Annotated in this window: 18 protein-coding genes; 6 read left to right on the forward strand and 12 right to left on the reverse strand. The window is 65.2% G+C overall.

Annotated elements, in window-relative coordinates; translation table 11 throughout:
- The first annotated feature begins 14 nt into the window (after positions 1-14).
- Positions 15-902: an MlaD family protein gene (locus JJE66_RS31825; RefSeq protein WP_200519301.1), complete on the forward strand. Its 888-nt coding sequence runs from the start codon at positions 15-17 to the stop codon at positions 900-902.
- A gap of 262 nt (positions 903-1164) precedes the next feature.
- Here JJE66_RS31825 and JJE66_RS31830 read toward each other — a convergent pair whose 3' ends face one another.
- Positions 1165-6879, reverse strand: a complete 5715-nt coding sequence (locus JJE66_RS31830; protein ID WP_200519303.1) for an apolipoprotein A1/A4/E family protein — start codon at positions 6877-6879, stop codon at positions 1165-1167.
- 396 nt (positions 6880-7275) lie between these two features.
- Here JJE66_RS31830 and JJE66_RS31835 point away from each other — a divergent pair, with 396 nt between their 5' ends.
- Both JJE66_RS31835 and JJE66_RS31840 read left to right on the forward strand, forming a co-directional pair.
- Positions 7276-7650 carry an Hpt domain-containing protein gene (locus JJE66_RS31835; protein ID WP_200519312.1) on the forward strand — a complete coding sequence of 125 codons (375 nt, stop codon included), beginning with the start codon at positions 7276-7278 and terminating at the stop codon, positions 7648-7650.
- Between the two features lie 173 nt (positions 7651-7823).
- Positions 7824-8144, forward strand: a complete 321-nt coding sequence (locus JJE66_RS31840) for a 2Fe-2S iron-sulfur cluster-binding protein (protein ID WP_045008721.1) — start codon at positions 7824-7826, stop codon at positions 8142-8144.
- A 14-nt stretch (positions 8145-8158) separates the two neighbouring features.
- On the opposite strand, the gene JJE66_RS31845 is transcribed toward JJE66_RS31840, so the two are convergent.
- The gene (locus tag JJE66_RS31845; RefSeq protein ID WP_200519314.1) at positions 8159-8626 is read right to left on the reverse strand and encodes a thioesterase family protein; all 468 of its coding nucleotides are present in this window, start codon (positions 8624-8626) and stop codon (positions 8159-8161) included.
- 177 nt (positions 8627-8803) lie between these two features.
- On the opposite strand from JJE66_RS31845, the gene JJE66_RS31850 reads away from it, so the two are divergent.
- The 3 genes from JJE66_RS31850 to JJE66_RS31860 all read left to right on the forward strand — a co-directional run bounded on the left by JJE66_RS31850 (position 8804) and on the right by JJE66_RS31860 (position 11191).
- A complete protein-coding gene (locus tag JJE66_RS31850; protein ID WP_200519316.1) occupies positions 8804-9832 on the forward strand; it encodes an NAD(P)/FAD-dependent oxidoreductase in 1029 nt (342 codons plus the stop codon).
- A gap of 107 nt (positions 9833-9939) precedes the next feature.
- Positions 9940-10557, forward strand: coding sequence for a DUF2147 domain-containing protein (locus JJE66_RS31855; RefSeq protein WP_200519318.1), 618 nt, complete (start codon positions 9940-9942; stop codon positions 10555-10557).
- Positions 10558-10834: 277 nt separating this feature from the next.
- Positions 10835-11191 carry a hypothetical protein gene (locus JJE66_RS31860; protein WP_200519320.1) on the forward strand — a complete coding sequence of 119 codons (357 nt, stop codon included), beginning with the start codon at positions 10835-10837 and terminating at the stop codon, positions 11189-11191.
- A gap of 17 nt (positions 11192-11208) precedes the next feature.
- On the opposite strand, the gene garD is transcribed toward JJE66_RS31860, so the two are convergent.
- The 10 genes from garD to JJE66_RS31910 form a co-directional block, all read right to left on the reverse strand.
- Positions 11209-12750 (reverse strand): galactarate dehydratase, encoded by a 1542-nt coding sequence (garD, locus tag JJE66_RS31865; RefSeq protein ID WP_200519322.1) that lies wholly within the window; start codon positions 12748-12750, stop codon positions 11209-11211.
- A 117-nt stretch (positions 12751-12867) separates the two neighbouring features.
- Positions 12868-14316, reverse strand: coding sequence for an aldehyde dehydrogenase family protein (locus JJE66_RS31870; protein ID WP_200519324.1), 1449 nt, complete (start codon positions 14314-14316; stop codon positions 12868-12870).
- Positions 14317-14392: 76 nt separating this feature from the next.
- Complete coding sequence (gene gudD, locus JJE66_RS31875; RefSeq protein WP_200519335.1) at positions 14393-15766, reverse strand: glucarate dehydratase; 1374 nt, start codon at positions 15764-15766, stop codon at positions 14393-14395.
- Between the two features lie 26 nt (positions 15767-15792).
- Positions 15793-16737, reverse strand: coding sequence for a 5-dehydro-4-deoxyglucarate dehydratase (kdgD, locus tag JJE66_RS31880; protein ID WP_200519337.1), 945 nt, complete (start codon positions 16735-16737; stop codon positions 15793-15795).
- Positions 16738-16863: 126 nt separating this feature from the next.
- A complete protein-coding gene (locus JJE66_RS31885) occupies positions 16864-17769 on the reverse strand; it encodes a LysR substrate-binding domain-containing protein (RefSeq protein WP_200519339.1) in 906 nt (301 codons plus the stop codon).
- Positions 17770-17896: 127 nt separating this feature from the next.
- Positions 17897-19237, reverse strand: a complete 1341-nt coding sequence (locus JJE66_RS31890) for an MFS transporter (RefSeq protein WP_200519341.1) — start codon at positions 19235-19237, stop codon at positions 17897-17899.
- A gap of 231 nt (positions 19238-19468) precedes the next feature.
- Entirely contained in the window at positions 19469-21067 is a 1599-nt protein-coding gene (locus JJE66_RS31895) for an alkaline phosphatase family protein (RefSeq protein WP_200519352.1), read from the reverse strand.
- Between the two features lie 314 nt (positions 21068-21381).
- Positions 21382-21591, reverse strand: a complete 210-nt coding sequence (locus JJE66_RS39025; RefSeq protein ID WP_409362856.1) for a hypothetical protein — start codon at positions 21589-21591, stop codon at positions 21382-21384.
- 58 nt (positions 21592-21649) lie between these two features.
- Positions 21650-23602 (reverse strand): hypothetical protein, encoded by a 1953-nt coding sequence (locus JJE66_RS31905; RefSeq protein WP_200519355.1) that lies wholly within the window; start codon positions 23600-23602, stop codon positions 21650-21652.
- A gap of 111 nt (positions 23603-23713) precedes the next feature.
- The gene (locus JJE66_RS31910; protein ID WP_200519357.1) at positions 23714-24796 is read right to left on the reverse strand and encodes a YbhN family protein; all 1083 of its coding nucleotides are present in this window, start codon (positions 24794-24796) and stop codon (positions 23714-23716) included.
- Positions 24797-24900: the final 104 nt, after the last annotated feature.

Here is a 24900-nt window from a genome sequence, read left to right on the forward strand (position 1 = left end):
CCCCGGAGCAGCTGATGGAAACGCGGGCGAATTACGTACTGATCGGATCGTTCACTCTGGCGGTGATCGCGGCGGCGATCGGCTTCGTGCTGTGGTTCCAGTCGCTGCACACCACCAAGCAGCGCAGCCCCTTCCGCGTCGTGTTCGAGGGTCCGGCGGCAGGCCTGCGCAATGGCGGCAGCGTCAATTTCAACGGTATCCGGGTGGGCGAGGTGGTCTCGGTGAAGCTCGACAACCCGCGGCGGGTTGTCGCACTCGCCATGATCGAGAACAACACGCCGCTCCGCAAGGACACCCTGGTCGGTCTCGAATTCCAGGGCCTGACCGGCGTCGCCGCGATCTCGCTCAAGGGCGGCGAGGAGGCGGCTCCGCCTCCGCCGCTCGACGAGGACGGCATTCCGACGCTGACGGCCGACCCCAACAAGCTCCAGGACGTCACCGAGGCGATCCGCGGCACGCTGCAGAACATCAACAAGATCGTTGCCGACAACCAGGAGTCGGTGAAGAACTCGCTGAAGAACCTCGAGACCTTCACCAATTCGCTCGCCCGCAACTCCGAAAAAATCGACGGCGTGATGGCCAAGGTCGACGGCGTCATGCTCAAGGCTGACAACCTCATGCTCGGCCTCAACTCGCTCGCCGGCGGCAAGGACGGCGGCGAGCTGTTCCTGACGGTGAAGTCGATCCGCGAGCTCGCCGAGGATTTCGACAAGCGCTCGGGGGCGCTGATGACCGACGGCCGCCGTACGCTCGGCGACATCAGCCGCGCCGTGAACAATTTCGACCGCAACCCGACCCGGGTCCTGTTCGGCGCCAGCAACAACGCGCCAGCCGCGGCGCCGCCGCCAGCAGAGGCGCCGAAGCCGGCGCCGGCGAACGCGAACGCGCGCAAGCGGCAGTAAGCTCGCGCGCGCTCTCTCCTCGTCGTTGCGAGCGAAGCGAAGCAGTCCAGACTGTCTCCGCGGAGACTCTGGATTGCTTCGTCGCAAGAGCTCCTCGCAATGACGGTGCGGCGAGATTGCGCTGACTTCGTAGCCCGGATGGAGCGCAGCGCAATCCGGGGGCCGTCCCCGCATTTCGCTGCGCTCCATGCGGGCTACGTTTCGCTCAAACAAAAACGGAGGCCATGAGGCCTCCGTTTTTTTATTCGTTGCTAGCTCCGTCTCACCCCAGCCGCCCCGCGCTGTGCGCGAGCAACGTGTACACCAGGCCCGTTTCCGAGGTCAGGTGGCTGCGCAGTTCCTGCGGGCCGCGGCCGTCGCGGGCGACTTCGTCGAGCAGGCGTTCGAACTCGCCGATGTAGCGGTCGACCGTGCCCTTGAAGTTGCGGTCGGCGCGGTACTTGCGGGCGACCTCGTCGAAGGCTTTCTGGCCGGCGGGCGTGTACAGGCGCTTGGTGAAGGCCTTGTTCTCGCCGCGCTGGTAGCGGTCCCACATCTCGGAGGCGAGGTTGCGGTCCATCAGCCGGCCGATGTCGAGCGACAGCGATTCCAGCGGATTGCCGCTGCTCTGCGGGGCCTGCGGCTGCGGAGCGGGTGCAGCCTGGCGGGCACGCGGGGCCTCACGACCGGTCGGAGCAGCCTGGTGGGCGTCGGTGCGGTTCAACAGATCCGACAGCCAGCCGTCGCGGCCCTGGTCGTTGCCGCCCGGAGCAACCGGCGGCGCCTCGGTGCGACGCGAGGCGGGCACGCCGAGGTCCGGCGGCGGCAAGGTCGCGGCGCTGGCGCTTTCGCGGGCGCGGGTCTCGCTGCCACGACCGCCGGCAGTTGCCATCATCGGCTCTTCCTGTCGCTGGACGGCGACAGAAGAGCGGCCCGTCGTGGTGACGTCGAGGCCGCGGCCGTGCTGGGCCACGATGCGGTTGAGCTCGGCGAGTGCTTCGATCTGATCGACGATCACCTTGCGCATCTGCGCAGTGCTCTCGGCGGCCTCCTGCGGCATCTCGAGCACGCCGCGGCGCAGCTCGTTGCGGGTGGCTTCGAGCTCGTTATGCATCTCGAACGCCATCTGCTTCATGCTGGAGACGAGGTTGCCGAACTTCTCGGCCGACTGCTTGAACATCGCATCCGCCTCGTCGGTGGTCTGGCGGTAGATGTCGTGCATGGTCTCGACGGTCTGCCGGTGCTCCTCTTCGGACGCGGCCCGCACCGCCTCGAACTGGCGGGTGATCGCGGCCGAGCCAGCGCCGGCGGTCTCCGCGACCACGCGGGCGATGTCGCGGGCACGCTCTTCGGCGGCGGCCAGCGATTCATCGAGCAGTCCGGTGAAGCGCGACAGGCGCTGGTCGAGATCGGTGGTGCGCAGGTCGATGGTGGTGACGAGTGATTCCAGCGCCTGCTTGCGCTCGGCGAGTGAGGCGGTGGTGTTCTTGTTGCTCTGCTCCACGACCTGGGCGGCATCGACGAGCGCCTTGCCGTGCGCGTCGAACTGGGTCGACAGCTCGCCGAGATCCTGGAGCGCCCGCGTGGTCTTGGTGTTGAAGACGTTGAGTTGGTCTTCCAGGTTCTGCGTCGCTGCGCCGTTGCGCGAGGTGACGTCGTTCATCGCCGAGACGAAGTCGGCGACGCGCGTCACCAGCGCCCGCTCGAGCGAGTTGAGGTTGTCGTGGGCACCGGTCAGCACCTCCTGGAGCAGGATGTTGCCTTCGCGCAGGCGCTCGAACAGGGCCACCGTGTCGGTGCGCAGGATCTTGCTGGTCTCCTGCATCTCGGTGACGGCCGCGATCGAGACCTGGCGCGACTGGTCGATCGCCGCGCGCGAGGCTTGCTCGAGGTCCTTGAGCGACCTGCCGACCGCGCTGGTTGCGACCTCGCTCGCCGAGTTGATGGTGCGGGCCACCTCGTTGCCGTTGCCCATCATGGTCTGCGAGAAGGCCTGGCCGCGCGTCTCGATCGACTTCAGCGCGTCGGAGGTAACGCGGTCGATGTCGAGCGTGAGCTGGCTGGTCTTCGAGCCGATCGCGTCCACGAGCGAGCCGCGCTTGGCGTCGATCATGTTCGAGAGGCGGTCGGCCTGCTGCTGCACATAGGTGACGATCTCGTCGGTCTTGCCGGTCATGGCCTGGCCGAAGCTGCTCGATGCGGCGAGCACCGAACGCTCGACGTCGGCCGAGCTCGACTTGACCCGCGAACTCGCCTCGTTGGAGGCGGAGATCAGTGCGTTCTGGGCGTTGAGCGCGCTGGTCTGGATGTCGTTGGTCGCGTTCGCCGTGGCCGAGCTCAGCGCGCGCTCGATCTCGGTCGAGATCGTGCGGATCTGGCTCGCGGCATCCGCCGAGGTCGAGGTCAGCGAGGTCTGTGCCTCGCGTGCACTGTTGAGGATGGTCGAAGCGGTGTCGGCGCCGACCGCGGTCAGCGTGCGCTCGATGTCCGTCGTCAGCGACTTGATCTGGCTCGCCGCGTCGGTCGATGCTGATATCAGCGTACCCTGGGCCTCGCGCACGCCGCTGGTGAGCGCCTCGATGGTGGCGCCGCCGGCGGTCGCCAGCGCGCGCTGCATCTCGGCCGCGAGCGAACGGACCTGGCCGGTCTGCTCGGCCGAGACCGCGAGCAGGGTGCTTTGGGCGTCGCGGGCGCTGGTCGTGATCGTCTCGGCGGTGGTCTGGCCGACCTGCGAGAGCGAGCGGTGCACTTCGGCCGCGAGCGACTTGACCTGGCTCGCCGCGTCCGAGGACGCGTTGACCAGCGTGCTCTGGGCGTCACGCGCGCCGGTCATGATGGACTCGGCCGTCGCGGTGCCCGCCATCGAGAGCGAGCGCTGCACGTCGGAGGACAGCGCCTTGATCTGGTTGGCGGTCTCGGTCGAAGCCGCGATCAGCGTGCCCTGCGCATCGCGGGCGCCGGCGGTGATCGATTCCGCCGTGGCGGTACCGGCCAGCGACAGCGAGCGCTGTACGTCGGCGGTGAGGGTCTTGACGTGGTTGGCCGCGTCCGAAGAGGCGGTGACGAGCGTGGTCTGCACCTCGCGGGCGCCGGCCAGGATCGAGGCCGAGGTGGCCGAGCCTGCCGCGGACAGCGTGCGCTCGACGTCCGCCGAGAGCGACTTGATCTGGTTGGACGCATCGCCCGAGGCCGAGACCAGGGTCGACTGCGCCTCGCGGGCGCTGGTCAGGATCGAGTTCGCCGCACCGGTACCGACCGCGGTCAGTGCGCGCTCGACCTCGGCGGAGGTCATCTTGAGCTGGGCGTTGACGTCGGAGGAGACCGTCATCAGCGACTGCTGCGCGGTGCGCGCACCGGTCTGGATCGTCTCGCTGGTGTTGACCACGAGGTTGGTGAGCGAGCGCTCGGCGTCTTCCACATGCGAACGGATCGCGGTCGAGATCATCTCGGCGCGGGACATCATGTCCTCGCTGGCCTGGCGTCCGCTGCTCTCGATGCGGCCGGCGACGGCTTCGACACGCGAGCCGAGCAGGTCTTCGAACTGCGCCACGCGCACGTCGATGTCGTTGGCGACGGAGCCGACCTTGGTCTCGATTGCCTGGTGGATGTCCTGGAAGCGCGCCGTGACCGTGTCGGTCAGATGCATGCTGCGGCCGTCGATGACCTCGGTGACGCCGGTGATGCGGCGGTCGACCGCGTCGATCGCCTGAGCGGTGCCGTCCGTGAGCGTCGAGGTCAGGAGGGTGAGGCGGGTGTCGATCGACTGCACGGCCTGCGAGGCGCCGTTGGTCAGCGCGGTGGTCAGGTAGGTCAGGCGGGAGTCAATGGATTCGAGCGCTTGCGTCGCGCCGCCGGTGAGCGTCGTGGTGAGGTGGGTCAGGCGCGTATCGATGGACTGGATCGACTGCGAGGCGCCGTCGGTGAGCGTCATCGTGAGGTCGGTGAGGCGGGAGTCGATGGACTCGAGCGCCTGCGCCGCGCCGCCCGTGAGCGTCGTGGTGAGGTGGGTGAGGCGTGAGTCGATCGACTGGATTGCCTGCGTCGCACCGTCGGTCAGTGTCGTGGACAGCGTATTGAGACGTCCGTCGATAGTCTCGGTGACGGACTTCGCACGCGCATCGAACGACTGCTCGAGCGCGCCGACGCGGCCGCCGAGCTGCTCGTCGAAGGTCTTGATGTGGCCTTCGATCGTGCCATCGAGGTTCGAGATCTTGCCGTTCAGCGAGGCGTCGAGGTTGGTGACGCGCTCGCCGAGCGTGGTTTCGAACTGCACCAGGCGCTGGTCGAGGGTCGCGGTGATTTCACCGCCGCTGGACGTGATGCGAGTGTCGAAATTGTCGACATAGGTCTTCAGCGACTCATGGATGTCCTGCGTGCGCTGGCCCATGCGCTCGACGATCTCGCCGCCGAAGGTCTTCACGGTGCGGTCGAACTCGGAGATGTGGCGCGTGATCAGGGCCCCCAGGGTGCCGGAATCGCGGGCGAACTTCTCGACCAGCTCGGAACCCTGGTTCTTCACCAGCTCGTCGAATGCGCTCATCTGCAGCGACAGCGAGTCGTGCGCGGTCTCGGTCTGGCTGACGACCTTGGCGACGAGGGTGTTGACGGTGGCGTCGAGCGCCTCGCTCGCCTTGTCGCCGGAGGTCATGATCTGGCCGGCGAGGCGGTTGCCGGCGTCGTCGATCTTGGCGGAGATGTCGTTGGAGCGCAGCTCGAGCTCGAGCAGCAGCGAGTCCGACGAATTCTTGAGGCTGTCGTGCACCTGCTCAGTGCGCTCGGAAATGCCGTCGACGATCGCGGCGGAACGCTGCTCGAACTCGCCGGTGATGCGGTCGATGCGCTCGTTCAGCATCTCGTGGACGCGGTCGGCGAGGTCGACGAACTCGTCGTGGACATGGCCGGTCTTGAAATTGAGGCTGGTGGTCAGCCGCTCGCTGGCGTCGAGCACCGCGCGCGTGGTCTCGGAGCTGGCCTCCTCGAGGCGGTCGAGCAGGTCGCCGCCGCGCTCGCCGAGCGCCAGGATCATGTTGTCGCCGGCGTGGCTCAGCGCGCCGGTGATGTGGGCGCCGCGCTCTTCCAGCGCGCCGGTGATGGACTTCGCGACCTCGTCGACGCGCGAGGCGATCGCGTCCGAGATCAGCGCGATGTCGTGGCGCAGGTCGATCTGCACGCCGGAAATGGCGCTGCGGACCTGCTCGGCCTGGCCGACCAGATTGTCGCGCTGATGCGCGATGTCCTGGAGCAGGGCACGGATGCGCACTTCGTTATCCGAATAGGCGCGCTCCAGCGCCGCGACTTCGTTGGCGACCAGCGTCTCCAGCTCGCCGGCGCGCGCGATCGCGCGCTCGATGCCGTCGCCCATCGCCGCGACCTCGCGGCGGATGGCTTGGCCGACAGTGACCATGGAATCGGACGCCGAGCCTTCCGGCTCGGAGAAGCGGATCGCGACCTGCGCCATCGCCTGTGCGACCTGGCTCATCTGCTGGCCGCGCCAGACCAGGCTCGCGAGGAAGTAGAACAGCATGATGGGCGCGAAGAACATCGTGACGAGGCCGGCGATCGCCAGCACGCCGCCGCTCTGGCCCATGGCGGCCTGGATCGAGGGCAGGAAGCCGATCGTCAGCGCAGCGCAGGCGGCGAGCCAGACGACGGTGAAGATGGTTGCGCCGGTGTAGATGTTGCGGGTAGGGCGGCCCGTCTGCAGCGACTGCAGCAGCTGGCCGATGGTCTCGCGATCGTCATTGGCGGCGCGGCGCGACGAGCGCGGTTCCTCGACCGTGTCGAACACGGTGGCGCGCTCGTTGGCGGCAGGGCGCGGCTCGAAGGTCGGCTCGTCGAACATGGGAGGCGCGGGCGGCGCGACCGGGGGCGCCGTTTCGCCGCGCATTGATGCGTTGCGGCTGGTATCCGCAGCCGTGTCGCTGATGTTCAGGGCTTCCTGGATTGCAGAAAGCGCAACTTCCGTGGGATCTTTGGCCTTTTTCGGAGTGTTTGCCATGGTCAGTCCGAGCCCTCGTTACTTGTACGCGTCCCCCGCGAGCCCTGCGCGCTACGCAAGCCCACAGACCGGATCATGCCGCTTGCGCGGATCTCCGAGCCGTCCCCACCCGGACGGCTTGTCCGCCAATTTCCAAAACATCCTATTGGCAGAGCGTCGCGAATGAAATGCCCGCGATTAATACAATCTTAATCATCGTTAACAGGATCGCGCCGTAACGCCTTAGCCCTAAATGAAATTCTCCACGGAACTCGGCAGATTGCGGCAACTTTTCGTCAATAAACGGGCGGATTTGCGCAAAACGAGCCGAACACTTCGTTAACCATTTCCGTGCATGGGTGAGGTGAAAGCTCACCGCCGGACCGGCGGAACATCCGCGATGCCGGGGCCCGCGCCATGACGCCTGAACTGCAACGGATGGACTGGATGCCCTCGCCCCCGCTTGCGCCCATCGACAGCCCGCTCGATCTCGACCATCTCTCGCGCATGACGCTCGGCGACGTCGAGCTCGAGCAGGAAGTGCTCGCCATGTTCGCCGAGCAAGCGGTTCGCCTGCTCGCGGCGATGGCGGCGCTGCCGGCGGATACCGGGGCGCTTGCGCACAAGCTCAAGGGCTCGGCGCGCGGGATCGGCGCCTTTGCCGTCGCGGATGCGGCTGCGAGCCTCGAGGCCGCCGCCAGGACCGGCCACAACCGGCCCCATGCTTTGGCGGTGCTGAAAGAGGCGGTGGCCGAGGTCCGCGCCACCATCGCGGCGATCCTGAAGCACTAGGCGACGACCTGCGGCTCCCGGTGGTCCTGCGCACTAGCCTTTTGTTTTGACGCGTTTTCCTTAGGCGAACCGGTACTCACTTCGCTTGAAAACGCTATGGCGCGGTCCTGAGCGACCCGTTATAGGACAGCCCGGACCCTCCTTTTTCCCAGATCGCGGCAGCACGAGCACACATGGCCAAAATTCACTTTGTCGATCACAAGGGCGAAACCCGCACGGTGGACGTCGAGAACGGCGCGACCGTGATGGAAGCCGCCATCCGCAACAGCATTCCCGGCATCGAAGCCGAATGCGGTGGCGCCTGCGCCTGCGCGACCTGCCATGTCTATGTCGACGAAGCCTGGCGCGAGAAGGTCGGCAGCCCGACGCCGATGGAAGAGGACATGCTCGACTTCGGCTTCGACGTGCGCCCGAACTCGCGCCTGTCCTGCCAGATCAAGGTCTCCGACGAGCTCGACGGGCTCGTGGTGGCGACGCCGGAACGCCAGGCCTGATCCGCCCAACCTATTCAAGTGCTCGGCGGCGCGACCTCGATGCCGCGCTTGTGCCAGGGTTTGAATTTCTCGATCACCTCCGCGGTCAGCGGGGCCGGCCGGCGCGCCGCCTCGTCGAGCAGGACGCCGACCGAATTCGCTGAGGCAATACATTTCCCGTTCGAAAACACGACCTGCTCGAAGGTCACTGACGTCCGTCCGAGCTTGACCACGCCGAGGCCGAGCTCGATCGTGTTCGGCCAGTGCAGCTCGGCGCGGAAATGGATGTCGAGCCGCACCATGATCCAGGCAAGGCCCGGCGGAGTCAGGCCGTACTCCGGGCGCTTCATCAGCGTGACGCGGCCGGTCTCGAAATACGTGGCATAGACCGCGTTGTTGACGTGCTGGTTCGGATCGAGGTCGCCGAAGCGGACGTTGTCGCTCAGGCGAAAAGGGAGGTCCTCCAGGCGCGGCGTCGTATCGAGGCGGCTTGGTGCGTTCACCGATTGATCTCCGTCATATCGCGTCCCGTTACAGCCCAGTTATCCTGACCCGGCAAGTGGGTGCGGCTGCGGGGCGCTATCGCTTTTATGCCTTCCCTGATCCATCACCGTTGGCTAGACAGGCAAGGTCACCTCTGCCCGCCAGGCGCCGTCCAACCGACAAGATAAAGAGACGACATGAGCGACGTGATCAAAACCGATGTGCTGATTATTGGCGCCGGCCCGTGCGGCCTGTTCGCCGCCTTCGAGCTTGGCCTTCTCGACATGAAGGCGCATTTCGTCGACATTCTCGACAAGGTCGGCGGCCAGTGCGCCGAGCTCTATCCGGAAAAGCCGATCTACGACATTCCCGGCATTCCGCAGGTCTCAGGCCAGGGCCTCACCGAAGCGCTGATGGAGCAGATCAAGCCGTTCAATCCGACCTTCCACCTCGGCGAGATGATCGAGACCCTGGAGAAGATCGGCGATCCCTTGTTTCGCTGCACCACCGATGCCGGCAAGGTGTTCGAATGCAAGGTCGTGGTGATCGCGGCCGGCGGCGGCTCGTTCCAGCCCAAGCGTCCGCCGGTGCCGGGAATCGAAGCCTATGAGGGCAGCTCGGTGCACTACGCCGTGCGCAAGATGGAGACCTTCCGCGACAAGAACGTGCTGGTCGTCGGCGGCGGCGATTCCGCGCTCGACTGGACGCTCAATCTGCATCCGCTCGCCAAGCGCATCACGCTGCTGCACCGTCGCGACGATTTTCGCGCCGCGCCCCACAGCGTCGAGCAGATGCGCGCGCTGGTCGCCGACGGCAAGATGGATCTTCGGCTCGGCCAGGTCACTGCGCTCGCAGGCCACGACGGCAAGCTCACCGGCGCCACCGTCAAGGGCAACGACAACAACGTCAGCGAAATTGCCTGCGACGCCATGCTGCCGTTCTTCGGGCTGACCATGAAGCTCGGTCCGGTCGCGAACTGGGGCATTGCGCTGGAGAACAATCTGGTGCCGGTCGAGACGTCAGCGTTCGAGACCAACGTGTCAGGCATCTTCGCCATCGGCGACATCAACACTTATCCGGGCAAGATCAAGCTGATCCTCTGCGGCTTCCACGAGGGCGCGCTGATGTCGCAAAAAGCCCACCGCTACGTCTACCCGGATAAGCGGCTCGTGTTCCAGTACACGACCTCGTCCTCCAGCCTGCAAAAGAAGCTCGGTGTCAACTGACCACGGTGCGAACGGGAGGCGGCACCCCATGTTTCTGGCGCTGGAACCGTTCGCGAAATCGCCGTAGTCTGCGGCCATTGCAGTGGCGGCTTAGCAAGGTGATCATAATGCGGAAACTCGTTTCCAGCTTTCGGCTGCTCACGTTCCTCGCGCTCGCGCTGTCGCTCTGTGCGGTGAGCCCGGCTGCATCGCAAGTCCCGGCTGCAGCGTCAGCGCAGCCAACCGCCGCGGGGCTCTGGCAGAAGGTCGAAGACGGCAGGCCGGTGGGCTGGTTCCTCTTCATCGATCACAACGGCATCTTCGAAGGCGTGATCGCCAAGACCTTCCCGCGTGACGGGGACGATCCGAACGAGGCCTGCACGAAATGCACCGACGATCGCAAGAACCAGCCGGTGCTCGGGCTCTCCTTCATCCGCAATATGAAACGCGACGGATTGAAGTATGAGGGCGGCAACGTCGTCAATCCGCGCGACGGCAACATCTGGAAGGCCAAGATGACGGTGAGCCCGGACGGGCAGACGCTGACCATGCGCGGCTTTCTCGGCATTTCCCTGTTCGGCAAGGACGAGACCTGGCAGCGCCTGCCGGACGCCAGCATCGCCGAAGTCGATCCTGCCATCGTCGCCAAATATCTCCCCGCGCAGGCCGCCGCGACCAAGCTGCCGCCCGCGCCTGCGACCAAGAAGGGCGGCGCGATGATGATGGCGCCGGCGGCGAAGAAGTAGCGGCGCGCGGCGCATCCGCGCCGCGGCTTCTCGGCATCCCTCTCGCTATACCTGGAATACTGGATCGCCTGATCTCGATCAGGCGATGACGATAGAGTGTTGCTCATTCTCGTTACGCCAGTAGTTCTCCGGAATGTGTGGTGGCGCCGGATTTGCATAGCTGTCGCAAAGCTGTTGGGGGAACGAGTCGCCATAGCCACGCCTGCCGCCGTTGCGCAGGGGGTGGGCGGCGTTGTCTGTCCCTCACGGCGCTGATTTCGATCCGCGGGAAGACGCTATGAAACTTGCAAGATCGTTTGCGGCGATGCTGCTGGGGCTGACGATGCTGCTGGCAACAGCGGCGCTGGCGCGCGACGACGGACGCTATGCCAACTCGCCACTGAAGCCCTGGTTCGAGAGTCTGCGCAGCGAGTACGGGCAGTGCTGCTCAGACGCCGACGGCTATGTCGTCGCCGATGTCGATTGGGAGTCCGAGCAGGGCCACTACCGCGTGCATCTCGACGAGGAATGGGTCGTCGTGCCCGACGGCGCCGTGATTAACGAGCCGAACAAGATCGGCCGCACCATGGTGTGGAAGCACTATATCGACGGCCACCCGCGCGTGCGCTGTTTCATGCCGGGCAGTATGACGTGAGGTGACCTCTTTGGGCCTCAGGTCACCGGCGCCGGATTGAACAGCGTGAGATCGTTGTGGATGCCCCAGCGATCCGACCACGGCTTGGTGCGGCCGCTCGCGACATCGAGGATCAGGTGAAACAGATCCCAGCCGGTTTCCTCGATGGTCTTCTCGCCGGTGGCGATACCGCCGGCGTCGAAATCGATCAGGTCCTTCCAGCGCCGCGCCAGCTCGGTGCGGGTTGCGACCTTGATGACGGGCGCCGCGGCAAGGCCATAGGGTGTGCCGCGGCCGGTCGTGAACACTTGCAGCGTCATGCCGGAAGCGAGCTGGAGCGTGCCGCAGATGAAGTCGCTTGCGGGCGTTGCCGCGAACAGCATGCCCTTTTGCGTTGCCTTCTGGCCGGGCGAGAGCACGCCGGTGATCGCGGATGAGCCAGACTTGACGATCGAGCCCAATGACTTTTCGACGATGTTGGCAAGCCCGCCCTTCTTGTTGCCGGGCGTGGTGTTGGCGCTGCGGTCGGCGCCGCCACGGGCCAGATAAGAATCGTACCAGGCCATCTCGCGCACCAGCGCGCGGCCGACATCCTCGTTGATCGCGCGTCGCGTGAGCAGCTGAATGGCGTCGCGCACCTCGGTCACTTCCGAGAACATCACGGTGGCGCCGGCGCGCACCAGCAGATCGGCAGCGAAGCCGAGGGCGGGATTCGCCGTGACGCCGGAGAAAGCATCGCTGCCGCCGCATTGCAGGCCGATCACGAGATCGGCCGCCGGGCAGGTCTCGCGGGTGCGCTTGTTGAGGATTTTCAGGCGAGCTTCCGCCTGAGTCATGATCGCGTCGACGATGGCGCCAAAGCCGTCGAAGGCTTCGTCCTGCATGCGCACGATGGCATCGCTGATGCCTTCGGGCACCAGTCGCTCGGGTGCCAATTTCTCGCAGCCGAGACTGATGACCAAAATCTCGCCGCCGAAATTGGGGTTGAGCGCGAGGTTTTGCAGCGTGCGGATCGGCACCACGGCGTCGGGCGCGTTGATGGCGACGCCGCAGCCATAGGCATGCGTCAGCGGCACGACGTCGTCGACGTTCGGATATTTCGGCAGCAGTTCAGTGCGGATTCGCTTGACCGCATATTCCATCGTCCCCTTGACGCATTGCACGGAGGAGGAGATGCCGAGGATGTTCTTGGTGCCGACCGAGCCGTCCGGATTGCGGAAGCCCTCGAAGGTGAAACCTTCGAGCGGCGGAAGGGGCGCGGGGACGGCGGTGGAGATTTCCAGCTTGTCGAGGTCAGGGGCCTCCGGCATGCGGATGCGCGCCTCGTCCACCCATTCACCGGCCAGGATCGGCGAGAGCGCATGGCCGATCACCTCGCCGTAGCGGATGATCGGCTGATCCTGGGCGATGTCGACCAGCGCCGTCTTGTGCCCTTGCGGCACGAAGGCGCGCAGCGTCAGCCCGCAGGCGAAGCGGGAGCCGGCGGGAAGCCCGAAATCATTGACCACGATCGCGACATTGTCGCGCGCGTTGAGCTTGATGTAGCGGGGCTGTTCTTTCGCTGCGACGTCCTGGTCCATGGGAGGACTCCGGGATTTGTAGGGCGGGTTAGCGCAGCGTAACCCACCAATGTCTTGATCCGCGGAAGCGGAACAGGTGGGTTACGCTGCGCTAACCCACCCTACGATGTCACGATATCAACCTGGATAGGTATAGGCGGTCTTCACCGTCGTATAGAACTCGCGTGCATAGGAGCCCTGCTCGCGGGCGCCGTAGCTCGAGCCCTTCCGGCCGCCGAACGGCACATGATAGTCGACGCCGGCGGTCGGCAGATTGACCATCACCATGCCCGACTCGCTGTTGCGCTTGTAGTGCGAGGCGTATTTCAGGCTGCTGGTGCAGATGCCGGAGGCGAGGCCGAACTCGGTGTCGTTGGAGATCGCCAGCGCCTCGTCGTAATTCTTGGCGCGGATGACTGCGGCAACCGGCCCGAAGATTTCCTCGCGCGCGATGCGCATGTTGTTGTTGGCTTCGATGAACAGCGCCGGCTGGAGATAGTGGCCGGGCGTCTCGCGCTTGAGCAGCTCGCCGCCGAAGGCGAGCTTGGCGCCCTCGTCCTGGCCGATCTTGATGTAACGCAGGTCCTGGTCGAGCTGGCTCTGGTCGACGACAGGGCCGATATGGACGCCGGCCTTGAGCGCGTCGTCCACCGACAGGCCATTCAGGCGCTCGGCCACCGCTGCGACGAAGCGGTCGTGGATCCCCTCGGTGACGATCAGGCGGGACGAGGCGGTGCAGCGCTGGCCGGTCGAGAAATAGGCGCCGTTGACGGCGACCTCGACGGCGGTCTTGAGATCGGCGTCGTCGAGCACGACCAGTGGATTTTTGCCGCCCATCTCGAGCTGAAACTTTTTCATGTTGCTCGACGTCACGCAGGCCTGCGCAATCTTGCGACCCGTTCCGACCGAGCCCGTGAACGAGATCGCGGCCACATCCGGATGTTCGAGCAGGGTCTGGCCGACGATAGAGCCGGAGCCGATCACGAGGTTGAACACCCCAGCCGGAATGCCGGAGCGGGTGATGATCTCGGACAGCGCATGCGCCGAGCCCGGCACCAGCTCAGCCGGTTTGAACACGACCGTGTTGCCGTAGCAGAGCGCAGGTGCGATCTTCCAGGCGGGGATCGCGATCGGGAAATTCCAGGGCGTGATCATGCCGACGACGCCCATCGGCTCACGGGTGAGCTCGACGTCGAGGCCAGGACGGACGGAGGCGCCCTTCTCGCCGATCAGGCGCAGCGCCTCGCCGGCGAAGAACGCAAAGATCTGGCCGGCGCGGGCGACCTCGCCGATGCCTTCGGGGAGCGTCTTGCCTTCCTCGCGGGCGAGCAGGCGACCGAGCTCTTCCTTGCGGGCGATGATTTCGAGGGAGATCTTGTTCAGCGAGTCATAGCGCTGCTGCGGCGTGGAGTGCGCCCAGGCGGGGAAGGCGGCCTTGGCGGCTGCGATCGCCTTCTCGGTCTGCGCCTTGTCGGCCTTGGCGTATTCGCCGACGAGATCGTTGGTGTTGGAGGGGTTGATGTTCCTGGTGAGGCCGGAGCCGTCGACCCATTCGCCGCCGATGAAGTTTTTCAGGATCGCAGTCATGTTGTCCTCCTTAGTTAAGGGGCATGATCCTTGTCGGAAAACCGGTGCCCACTTTTCCGGGATCATGCCTCAGTTTTTAACGAACCAGACAGGGACGTTTGTCGTCAAAGGTCCAGCCGGGGATCAGGTCCTGCATGGCAGTAGCGTCATCGCGGGCGCCAAGTCCATGTTTCTTGTAGAGCTCATGCGCGGCCTCGATGGCCGTGCGGTCGATCTCGATACCGAGGCCGGGCTTCTCCGGCACGGCGATCCTGCCGCCCTTGATCAGGAGCGGCTCCTTCGTCAGTGCCTGACCGTCCTGCCAGATCCAGTGGGTGTCGATCGCGGTGACTTTGCCGGGGGCGGCGGCGCCGACATGGGTAAACATGGCGAGCGAGATGTCAAAGTGGTTGTTGGAGTGCGAGCCCCAGGTCAGGCCGTTGTCACGACAGGTCTGGGCGACCCGCACCGAGCCTTGCATGGTCCAGAAATGGGGATCGGCCAGCGGAATGTCCACCGCACCGAGGCGTAGCGCATGGGAGAGCTGGCGCCAGTCGGTGGCGATCATGTTGGTCGCGGTCGGCAAGCCCGTAGCGCGGCGGAACTCGGCCATGATCTCGCGGCCGGAGAAGCCGGCCTCGGCGCCGCAGGGATCCTCGGCATAAGCGAGGATGCCGTGCATGTTCTTGCAGAGGCTGACAGCCTCGTCGAGCGACCAGGCGCCGTTCGGGTCCAGCGTGACGCGCGCGTTGGGAAAGCGCTTTGCGATGGCCGTGACGGCCTCGATCTCCTGCTCGCCGCGGAGCACGCCGCCCTTGAGCTTGAAGTCGGCGAAGCCGTAATGGTCGTGGGTTGCTTCAGCCAGGCGTACCACAGTGTCAGGCGTCATCGCCTCCTGGTGGCGGAGATTGAACCATTCCGCCTTGCCAGAGTCGCCGCTGACATAGTCGAGCTTGGACTTGCGCCGGTCGCCGACGAAGAAGAGATAGCCCAGTGTCTCGACGCTCTTGCGTTGCTGGCCTTCGCCAAGCAGGGCTGCGGCCGGCAAATTGAGATGCTGGCCGAGCAGGTCGAGCAGGGCGGATTCAATTGCGGTGACCGCATGGATCATCACGCGCAGGTCGAACGTCTGCTTGCCGCGGCCGCCGGCATCGCGGTCGGCAAAGGCGGTTCTGACATCGGCGAGGATGTTGTTCATCGCGCCGACGGTCTTGCCGATCACGAGGTCGCGGGCATCCTGGAGTGTCTGCCAAATCTTTTGCCCGCCCGGCACTTCGCCGACGCCGGTGTGGCCGGCATTGTCGGTGAGGATGACGATGTTGCGGGTGAAGAACGGCGCATGTGCGCCGCTCAGATTGAGGAGCATGCTGTCGCGGCCCGCGACCGGGATCACCTGCATCGATGTGACGACCGGTGCGCCGGCGACTGACGCGCCGGCAACTGACGCGCCGGAGATGTCGGTCTGGGCCATCGCACGCTCCTCCCTGTGGTTGTCTCTTATTCTGCTGCTTGTTGTGACGATCGAATGGCGGGGAGCTTCTTTACCAGCGCGGTCAGTTCCGCAATCTCCTGCTCGGTCAGGTCGGTGAGCGGCGGGCGGACCGGGCCGGAATCGCGGTCGATCACCTTCATGCCGGCCTTGATGATCGAGACCGCATAACCTTTCTTGCGGTTGCGGATCTCGATCAGTGGCAGGATGAAATCCTTCAAGCCCGCATGGATCGTCGCATGGTCGCGCTTGCGCACGGCAGCGTAGAAATTGGTGGCGAATTCCGGCACGAAGTTGAACACCGCCGAGGAATAGGTCGTCACGCCCATGTCGAGATAGGGTAGTGCAAAGGTTTCCGCGGTCGGCAGGCCGCCGACATAGGTCAGGCGGTCGCCGAGCTTGGTGTAGACGCGGGTCATCAGCTCGATGTCGCCGATGCCATCCTTGTAGCCGACGAGGTTCGGGCAGCGCTCGGCAAGGCGGGCGAGCGTATCGGGCTGGAGGATGGCGTTGTCGCGGTTGTAGACGATGACGCCGATTTTCACGGAGGCGCAGACCGCTTCCACATGAGCGGCGAGGCCTTCCTGCTCGGAATGGGTGAGGTAGGGCGGCAGCAGCAAGAGGCCGTCAGCGCCGGCCTTCTCCGCGCCGATCGCGATCTCGCGCGCGGTGGCGGTGCCATAGCCGGTGCCGGCAAGCACGGGCACGCGACCCTTGGTCTCCTCGACGGCGATCTTGACGATTTGCGGAACCTCGCTCGGCGTCAGCGAAAAGAACTCGCCGGTGCCGCCGGCGGCGAACAGGCCGGCGACGTCATAGCCGCACAGCCAGTCCATATTGGCGCGGTAGATCGCCTCGTCGAAGGAATAGTCAGCCTTGAACGGCGTGACGGGGAAGGACAGGAGGCCGGATCCGATCTTCTGGGCCATTTCCTGCGGGGTCATCTTGCTCATGGGCGCTGCTCCCTTCTGTCGTGCTGTCGGGGACGCAACTCGGGCGCGCGTCCATGCGCTGGTGTTTAAGAGGCGGTTCGATGCGCGTCCAAGCCAAAGCCTAGATCGACCGATGCGAATTCAGCATCAATCCTCCATCACCTCCGCAGAGGACAATTCGCTGGCGATTTTGACCAATGCAGATAACAGCGGATTCTCGTCGTCGCGGCGCCAGACCATGAACAATTCGACCGGGACGCGGTTGCGCAGCTTGAGGGGACGCAGCCGGACGTCGGAGATTTTCAGGCCGGCGGCTGCGGCCGGGACGATGGCGAGGCCGAGGCCGGCGCGCACCATCGCGAGGATCGAGTGGATCTGGCTGAGGTGCTGGACATAGCGCGGCAGGATATCGGCGCGGGTGAACAGCGCGACCAGCAGATCGTGGAAGTAGCGGCTCTCATAGGGCGAATACATCACGAAGGGTTGGTCGTCGAAGTCCTTGATGGTGATGTTTTCCGCGCTCGCCAGCGGGTGTTTCTTCGGGATGGCGGCGAGCAGGGGCTCGGCAACCACGCGGCGGCTCGTCAGCTCCGGCCGCGCGATCGGCGGTCTGAGCAGGCCGGCATCGATCTGGCCCGAGGTCAGCGCCTCGAACTGATCGCCGGAGACCATCTCCTTCAGCGAGAAATCGACCTCCGGCAGCCTGGCCCGGCAGGCCGCGACGAGCTCGGGCAGGAAGCCGTAGGCGGCTGCTGCCGTAAAGCCGATCTTCAGCGAGCCGGTCTTGCCGAGCGCGATACGGCGGGCGACCTGCGAGGCGCTTTCCGCAAGCTTCAGGATGCGCCGCGCCTCGGGCAGGAAGCTGCGCCCGGCCGGCGTCAGGCGTACCGAGCGGCTGGTGCGCTCCAGCAGCGGCGCGTCGATGATGTGCTCGAGCACCTGGATCTGCCGGGACAGCGGCGGCTGGGTCATGTTCAGCCGCGCGGCGGCGCGGCCGAAATGCAGCTCTTCTGCAACGGTGACGAAACAGCGGAGCTGGTTGAGGTCGAACATCGATACATGCCTTAGATGAATAAGGCGTTTCCCTGGCACTTCTAGCATCGATCATCCCCAAAACAAAGACGGCGGCTTTTTGAGCCGCCGTTGAGTTGCCTGTCCCGCTCCGCTTGTCCCGGAGCGCTCAGGAGGAACGTTTGAGCACCACCCGCTCGATCTGGCCGACCACGACGAGGTAGGCGACCGCGGCCACCAGCGCGTTGATGCCGACGAACACCAAGGCACCGTTGAAGGAGCCGGTCGCGGCCACGATGTAGCCGATCACGATGGGCGTGGTGATCGAGGAGAGGTTGCCGAAGGAGTTGAACAGGCCGCCGGAGACGCCGCCGGCTTCCTTGGGCGAGGTGTCGGAGACGACCGCCCAGCCGAGCGCCCCGATGCCCTTGCCGAAGAAGGCGAGCGCCATGAAGCCGACCACCAGCGCCTGGCCGTCGACATAGTTGCAGGCGATGATCGACATCGACAGCAGCATGCCGCCCACGATTGGGATCTTGCGCGCCATGGTCAGCGAACCGGTCTTGCGCAGGATGGCGTCGGAAATGATGCCGCCGAGCACGCCGCCGATGAAGCCGCACAGCGCCGGCAGCGTCGCCACGAAGCCGGCTTGCAGGATCGACAGGCCACGCTCCTTGACGAGGTACACCGGGAACCAGGTCAGGAAGAAATAGGTCAGCGTGTTGATGCAGTACTGGCCGAGATAGACGCCGAGCATCATGCGGTTGGAGAGGAGCTGGCGGATGTGGTCCCAGCGGGGGCCGGAGTCCGGCGCGCGCTCGTCTCTGGGCGCGTCGAGGTCGACCAGCGCGCCGCCCTCCTTGATGTAGTCGAACTCGGCCTCGTTGATTCCGGGATGCTCTTTCGGGCCGTAGACGGTCTTGATCCAGGCAAAGCCCATGATCATGCCGAGCCCGCCCATCACGAAGAACACGTAGCGCCAGCCGTAATCATGGGCGATCCAGCCCATCAGCGGCGCGAAGATCACGGTGGCGAAATACTGCCCCGAATTGAAGAAGGCCGATGCGGTGCCGCGCTCATTGCCGGGAAACCAGGCGGCGACGATGCGGGCGTTGGCGGGGAAGGACGGCGCTTCCGCAACGCCGACCAGCAAGCGAAGCGCGAACAGCACGACGATCGCCGTGCCGACGCTGAAGAAGCCGACCCAGCCCTGCATCATCGTGAACAGGGACCAGACGATGATGCTGAAGGCATAGACGAGGCGCGAGCCGTAGCGGTCGAGCAGCCAGCCGCCCGGCACCTGCGCGGCCACATAGGACCAGCCGAAGGCCGAGAAGATCCAACCCATGGCGACGGGATCGAGATGAAGTTCCTTGGAGAGCGCGGAGCCGGCGATCGACAGCGTGGCGCGGTCGGCGTAATTGACCGTCGTGACCAGGAACAGCATGGTCACGATGAACAGCCTGACGCGAGACCTCCTCACGTCCGTTGCGGACACCACTGCGCTCATCAGGCGCCTCCTTGAACTCAAAATGTTTCCTCACGTCGACTCCTAGAGGTCAGCGCAGGAACGTGTCCAAGTTGAAGGGGGTATCGATTGATGCCGCTTTTGAATTGATGGAACGGCAGGGTGGCGGATGCAGTGTGGTGCACGCATTGCTGAAGCACGTCAGCAATGACGGCGGTGAGTAGTTCACATGTATCGGGACGAGCCCCGAGAGGCTCGTCCCGATTTGTTTCGTCAGTCCCTATCCTTCAGCCGCACGGCCGGCAACAGACGGGTATGGTCCTCGCCGCGCACCGCCTCGAGCTCGTCCGGCTCCAGGCCGAGCGCCTTCAGGATGGTGGGCGCGACCTGCCGGTTCGCGACGCGCTCGTGGACGACCGTGGGAGCGAGTTTTGGATTGGAGACGACGAGCAGGACGTGTGTGTCGTCCTCGGCGAAGCCGCCATGTTCGGCGATCTTTTTCTTGCTTCCGCTGTAGATCGTGCCGGCGATCGGCTGGATGATGATGTCGGGCGTACGGCCGGCCGCCGGATCGCCGAACCGATCGACCAGCTCCTCGCCGGCGTAGATCTTTTCGATGTGAGCCTTGTTGCTGCCCTTGCGGTCGGCCTCGAGGATCGCAACGGCCTTCTCGGCATCACCCTGGTTCTTGAGCCAGATCAGCGCAACGTCATCGGCGGTTTCCTGGGCCAGCGCGACGCCGCCATTGGTCAGCAGATCGGCCGGATCGGTCACGTCGGCGCGTGCGCCGCCGCCCAGCTTTGGGTTGGTGCTGCCGGTCAGCATGTGCAGCTTGTTGACGTCGATCGGCGACTGGCCGTGCTTGGCGCCGACGATGACCAGCGTGTCACGGGCGAGATGCTGGTCCGCCAGTGCATCCAGCATCTGGCCGAGCGAGGCATCGACGAAGTCGAGCGAAGCCTGGAGTTGCGGGCTCGGCGTTGCAGCGGCATCGAGGTATCCGTCGGCAGTCACCTTCTGGCCGACGCTGACGGCCTGGAAGTTCATGCCAAAGATTGCGGGAACGCCCACCTTGGTCTTGCCGGTGTGATCAAAACCGTTGATCCAGTTCAGCACGGCCGTGACCTTGAGCTGGTCATAGGTGCGCGTGAAGCTCGGGTCGGTGGTCCAATCGGCGCCCGGCTGTCCCGGCACCGAGGTGGAGTTGATCTCGGGCGCATAGAGCTCGTCGAGGCCCTTGCCGGACGGACCGCTGATGATCTCGTAGGCCGGGTGCTTGTCCGACCAGGCGGTGCGCCGACCCGCCTCGTGGATCACTTCCATGATGGTGTTGAGCCGCTGGAATTGATGCGGATAGACCGGCTCGCATTTGCCGTTCTTCAGGCGCATCGGCAGATGGGTCGGATCGATGTGATCGGATCCGGCGGAGCCGCCGCCATCGAGCCTGGTCAGGTCGTAGTCGATCGATTCGTCGAAGAGCGTCTCGGTTCCCGGAGTGCCCTTGCAGTTGCTGCCTGGCGCAAACAGCGTGCGGTCGTAGGAATCGTCATAGAACACGCCATGGGTTTTCGGCGTTCCACCGGTCATGAACGCAAGGAGGCCGGGGAAGGAGTCTGAGGGTCGTGAGGTGTGCGCATCGGCGAAGTGCACGCCCTGCGCAAGCAATCTGGCGAAGCTCGATGATGGGTGGGAACTGACATAGCGTTGCAGGTCGACCTCATGCATGCCGTCGACACTGATCAGCAGGACATGCTTGACGTCGCCCTTGTCCTTGTCGTCCGTGCGCGCGAACGATGGAGACAGCAGCGAAAGAGTCAAGGTCGAGGCAAAAGCGATAGCGACGGCCGCAAGCGGCCGTGTTTCGATCGTCATTGTTGAGCTCCCCAGTGATGTCTGTTGTTGAATGACGTGCAGGTGCGCGACTCCGCGCAGCGGAGAGCCTGCGCTCGCCGCCAAGTGCGTCAGCACCTGCGTCAAATTGTAGCACTGGGAAAACTAGGTAGCGGCGATGAACATTGGATGACGTCGCGATTAAGCGGCGCGCGAAAAATTATCTGTGCGGTGGATCGTCAGCTCAAACTAACGCCAAGTTCGTTGGATGCACGCCGGTGAAGATGCGCTGCAGGCTTCGTTGCCCAATCCGAAGACGTGGCCGAACAGATCGGCAAACAGCGCGCGATAATCGGTCAGCACGGGATAGTCGCGGTTCTGGACCAGGTGCGGCTGCTCGACCTTGACTCGGAGAAACCGACGAGGGCGAGGCCGAGCTCACCGAGCCGGTCGGCGAGATAGCCGTTGGGGGCGCCCTGGTTGACATGCGTGTCCCAGCCGCCGACGTCGACGAAGCCGAGGTTGAACTGCCCGCGCATCAACCGGCCGGTGCGCCACGCCGACAATTCGAAGCCGCGTGGAGCGGCGTGTTCCGGTTCCAGGGCGGTAGGCGTGGTCGCTGGGCTATTGCTGTGCGCTTGGCAGGAGCGGAGCCAATAGTCCGCGCGTGACGCCCGGCGGCACGGCATCGAGGCCGAGCACGGCGCTCGCGGCGGGCAGCGTGGCGTCCGCCATCGCGGCGTGGCCTTCGGCGGTGGGATGTACGGCGCCGCCATAGACGGCCGAGAGCACGCCCCAGGTCGCGTCGTGGATGTCGGTCGGCTGGCTCGCCGCCGGCAATCCCTGTGGATAGGTCATCGCGGCGAAATAACTGTCATTGGCGTCGCGGATCCAGCGCGCGCGAGGCAGATAGGCGCGATATTCGGAGGCGCCTCGGCCGCACAGCATCGGCTGGCTCGCCGCGCTCACGATGTCCGGATTGAAGCTCTGGCCATTCTCGGCAAAGCAGGTGCGATCGAATTCGGGATCGTTGCCGGCATGGGCGCAGAAGCCGTGATCTGCAAAGGCGGCCTGATGCGAATCCACGAAAGTCATGCGGTCGGCCTCGGGATCGCGACACAGCGCGCCGCGCGTGCAGGTGGCGAGCCCCTTCAGTTGCGGCAGGAATTCGGTGTCGACGAAGGTCGAGACGCGGGCGAGCCGCTGCGGATCGGCATTGAAGGCGGGATGGATGTCGAAGCCGCCGCGGCCGCCGCGGCAGGGCACGCCGCCGTCGGCCAGTGCCGGATTGGCGTAGGAGACATAGACCACGTGCGAGAGATCGCCGCCGACCAGCGGCTTCAGCGCCTCGCGCAGCTTGACGAAATTCTGCGGCAGCTCGCGCTGTAGCGCGTCGCGGGAATCGTCGACGCTCGCCATCACGCCGGAGCGGCGGAACAGCGCACGCTCTGTCGCGGTGTCGACGATGACGTCGGCGACGAGGCCGGAGAAGTAGACGTCGTTGGCGCCGATCGAGAGCAGCACGAGATCGAGGTTGCGGTCCGGCTGACGCTTCTTCGCCGCCGCGAGCGCTTCGCGCAGCTCGGCAACCTGCGCATTCACGCTGGTGTTGCAGACGCCGGACTTGCCGGGCGGGCATTCGCGGGCGCGCTGCGACCCGAGCAGCCCGTCACCGATGCTGGCGCCGGTGCAGGCGAGCGGCAGATAGGTGACGGCGATATGGGTGTAGCGCACCGCGAGCGCGAGCGCAGTGCGGGTCTGGTAGCTGTAGAGCGAGCGATGGCAGGCCGAGTTGAACCAGAGCGCGCGGTAGCGCTGCCAGTTGGCGAGCGTGTCCGGCGCCTCGCAGGCGCGGCCGCCCTTGAAGCCGGCGCGGCTCGGCCGGTAATATTGTCCGCCGGCGGTGCCGAGATAGGAGCGGAAGCAGAAGCCCTCGTCCGACAGCGCCAGCGGTCGGTCCGGATTGCCTTCGCCGGAGGCGATGCTGTCCCCTAAACCGGCGATGAAGATGTCGCGAACCTGGATCTCGGTCTGGACGCGCTGGCTCGGATCGGAGCCGGAAGAGACGTCGACGCTTGCCACCGTCTGCTTGCCGTAACGAACCCGCAGATTGATCGGCTCGGCGCAGTCGAAGGTCGAGGTTTGCGGTCCGTCGCCGTCATCGAACGACCAGGCGCAAGTGGCCCCGACCGGCACCGCGCCGGTCAGGCGCACGGTGATGGGGTGGTCGATCGGGGTGATGTAGTTCTCTTTGACGTTGTCGCGGGTGCAGGGCTGGTTGACCCGGCCCTGGAGGTCGATGCAGAGCCGGTTGACCATGTTGCGAGCCCAGCCGCGGCCTTCGCTCTGGAGCTCCAGCGACTGCTCGGCGGCGAGGATGCTGCGGTTTTGCGCACTCTCGACGTGCAACAGAAAGTCGCGCTCCTCGCGAAACAGGCGAAAGCGATTGCGGACCTCCCAATTGATCTGCATGGCGCCTGCATCCTGCGCGGAGGCGCGCTGAAGCGGCGAAACGGTGAGCAGCCCGGCCAGCAGCAGGGCGCCCGCGAAAACAGGTCGAAGGGAAACAGGGATCATGGCCTGCGTCTTCAACGGCAAAGTTGAGGCGGAAATAAGAGAGCAATGTTCCCCGGCCCGCAACCTTTGTCTGCCGCTTTCGCGGGCCGCAAGCGTGATCGCTGGCCGGTCCTAACGTTTGCTGGCTTGGCGCAGCGACCGCTCGTGCTCCATTGCCGTCACCTGTTTGGGCAGGTTGCCCTGCGCACAGGCCTCCGCCAGCCGCCGCCGCTCCTGCCAGGGTTTGACCACGTTCATCCAGAGCTCGCGCGTCCCCATGATGGAGATGGCGAGGCCGAACGGGATCACGAAATAGAGGATGCGGAAGACCAGCAGGGTCGCCAGCAGCTGCTCGCGGCCGAATTCGGGCAGCGCCACCAGCATGGCGGCGTCGAACACGCCGATCGAGCCGGGGGCATGGCTGGCGAAGCCCAGCAGCGTTGCCAGGATGAACACTACGGCAAGCGACAGGAAGTCGATCGGCGGGGTCGCCGGCACCAGCAGGTACATCGCCAGCGCGCAGAAGCCGAGATCGACGACGCCGATCAGGATCTGCACCAGGGTCAGCGGCGCGGACGGCAGCACCACCTTCCAGCCCTTCTGGCCGAGCTCGCGGCGCTTCTCGCCCATGCAGAGCCAGATCAAATAGGCGGCGATCGAGGCGAGGCCGCCGAATGCGATCAACCGATTGATCGACGACGGCAGCTGATCCATGTACGAGGCGGCATCCGGATGGATGGCCATACCGATCGAGAGCACGAAGATGTTACCGAGCCAGAAGGTCAGGCCGGAGAGGAAACAGATTTTTGCGACGTCGATCGCGTTCAGCCCGTAGTCCGAATAGATCCGGAAGCGGATTGCGCCGCCGGTGAATACCGTGGCGCCGATGTTGTGGCCGATCGAGTAGGACGTGAAACTCGACAGCGCTGCGATGCGGTAAGGGACATGTTTCTTGCCGATCGTTCGCAGTGCAAAAAAATCATAGAAGGTCAGCGTACAGAACGCCAAGAGGACGCAAATCGCCGCCAGGCCAATATTGCCACGGGGGATATCGGCCAGCCCGGTGAGGATGGCGCCCCGATCGATCCCATGAAGGGTCCGCACAAGCGTGGTGACCGCGAAGGCGATGATCATGACGCTCGCGGCAATTCCCAGCCGTCGCCAGCCGATCCATCTCTTGAAGCCGCGTTTCAGCGCGGGCAGTAGTCCGTGCATTCATCCTCCCGGCGGGGGGCAAGATCGACCCGATCGGGCCGTTGGCAGGTCGGGCGCGATCGTTGCCAAAAATGGGCGCCGATCGCTAGGCATCTAGTAGCTCA

This window comes from Bradyrhizobium diazoefficiens (genome assembly GCF_016612535.1).
GTDB classification, from domain to species: Bacteria; Pseudomonadota; Alphaproteobacteria; order Rhizobiales; family Xanthobacteraceae; genus Bradyrhizobium; species Bradyrhizobium diazoefficiens_C.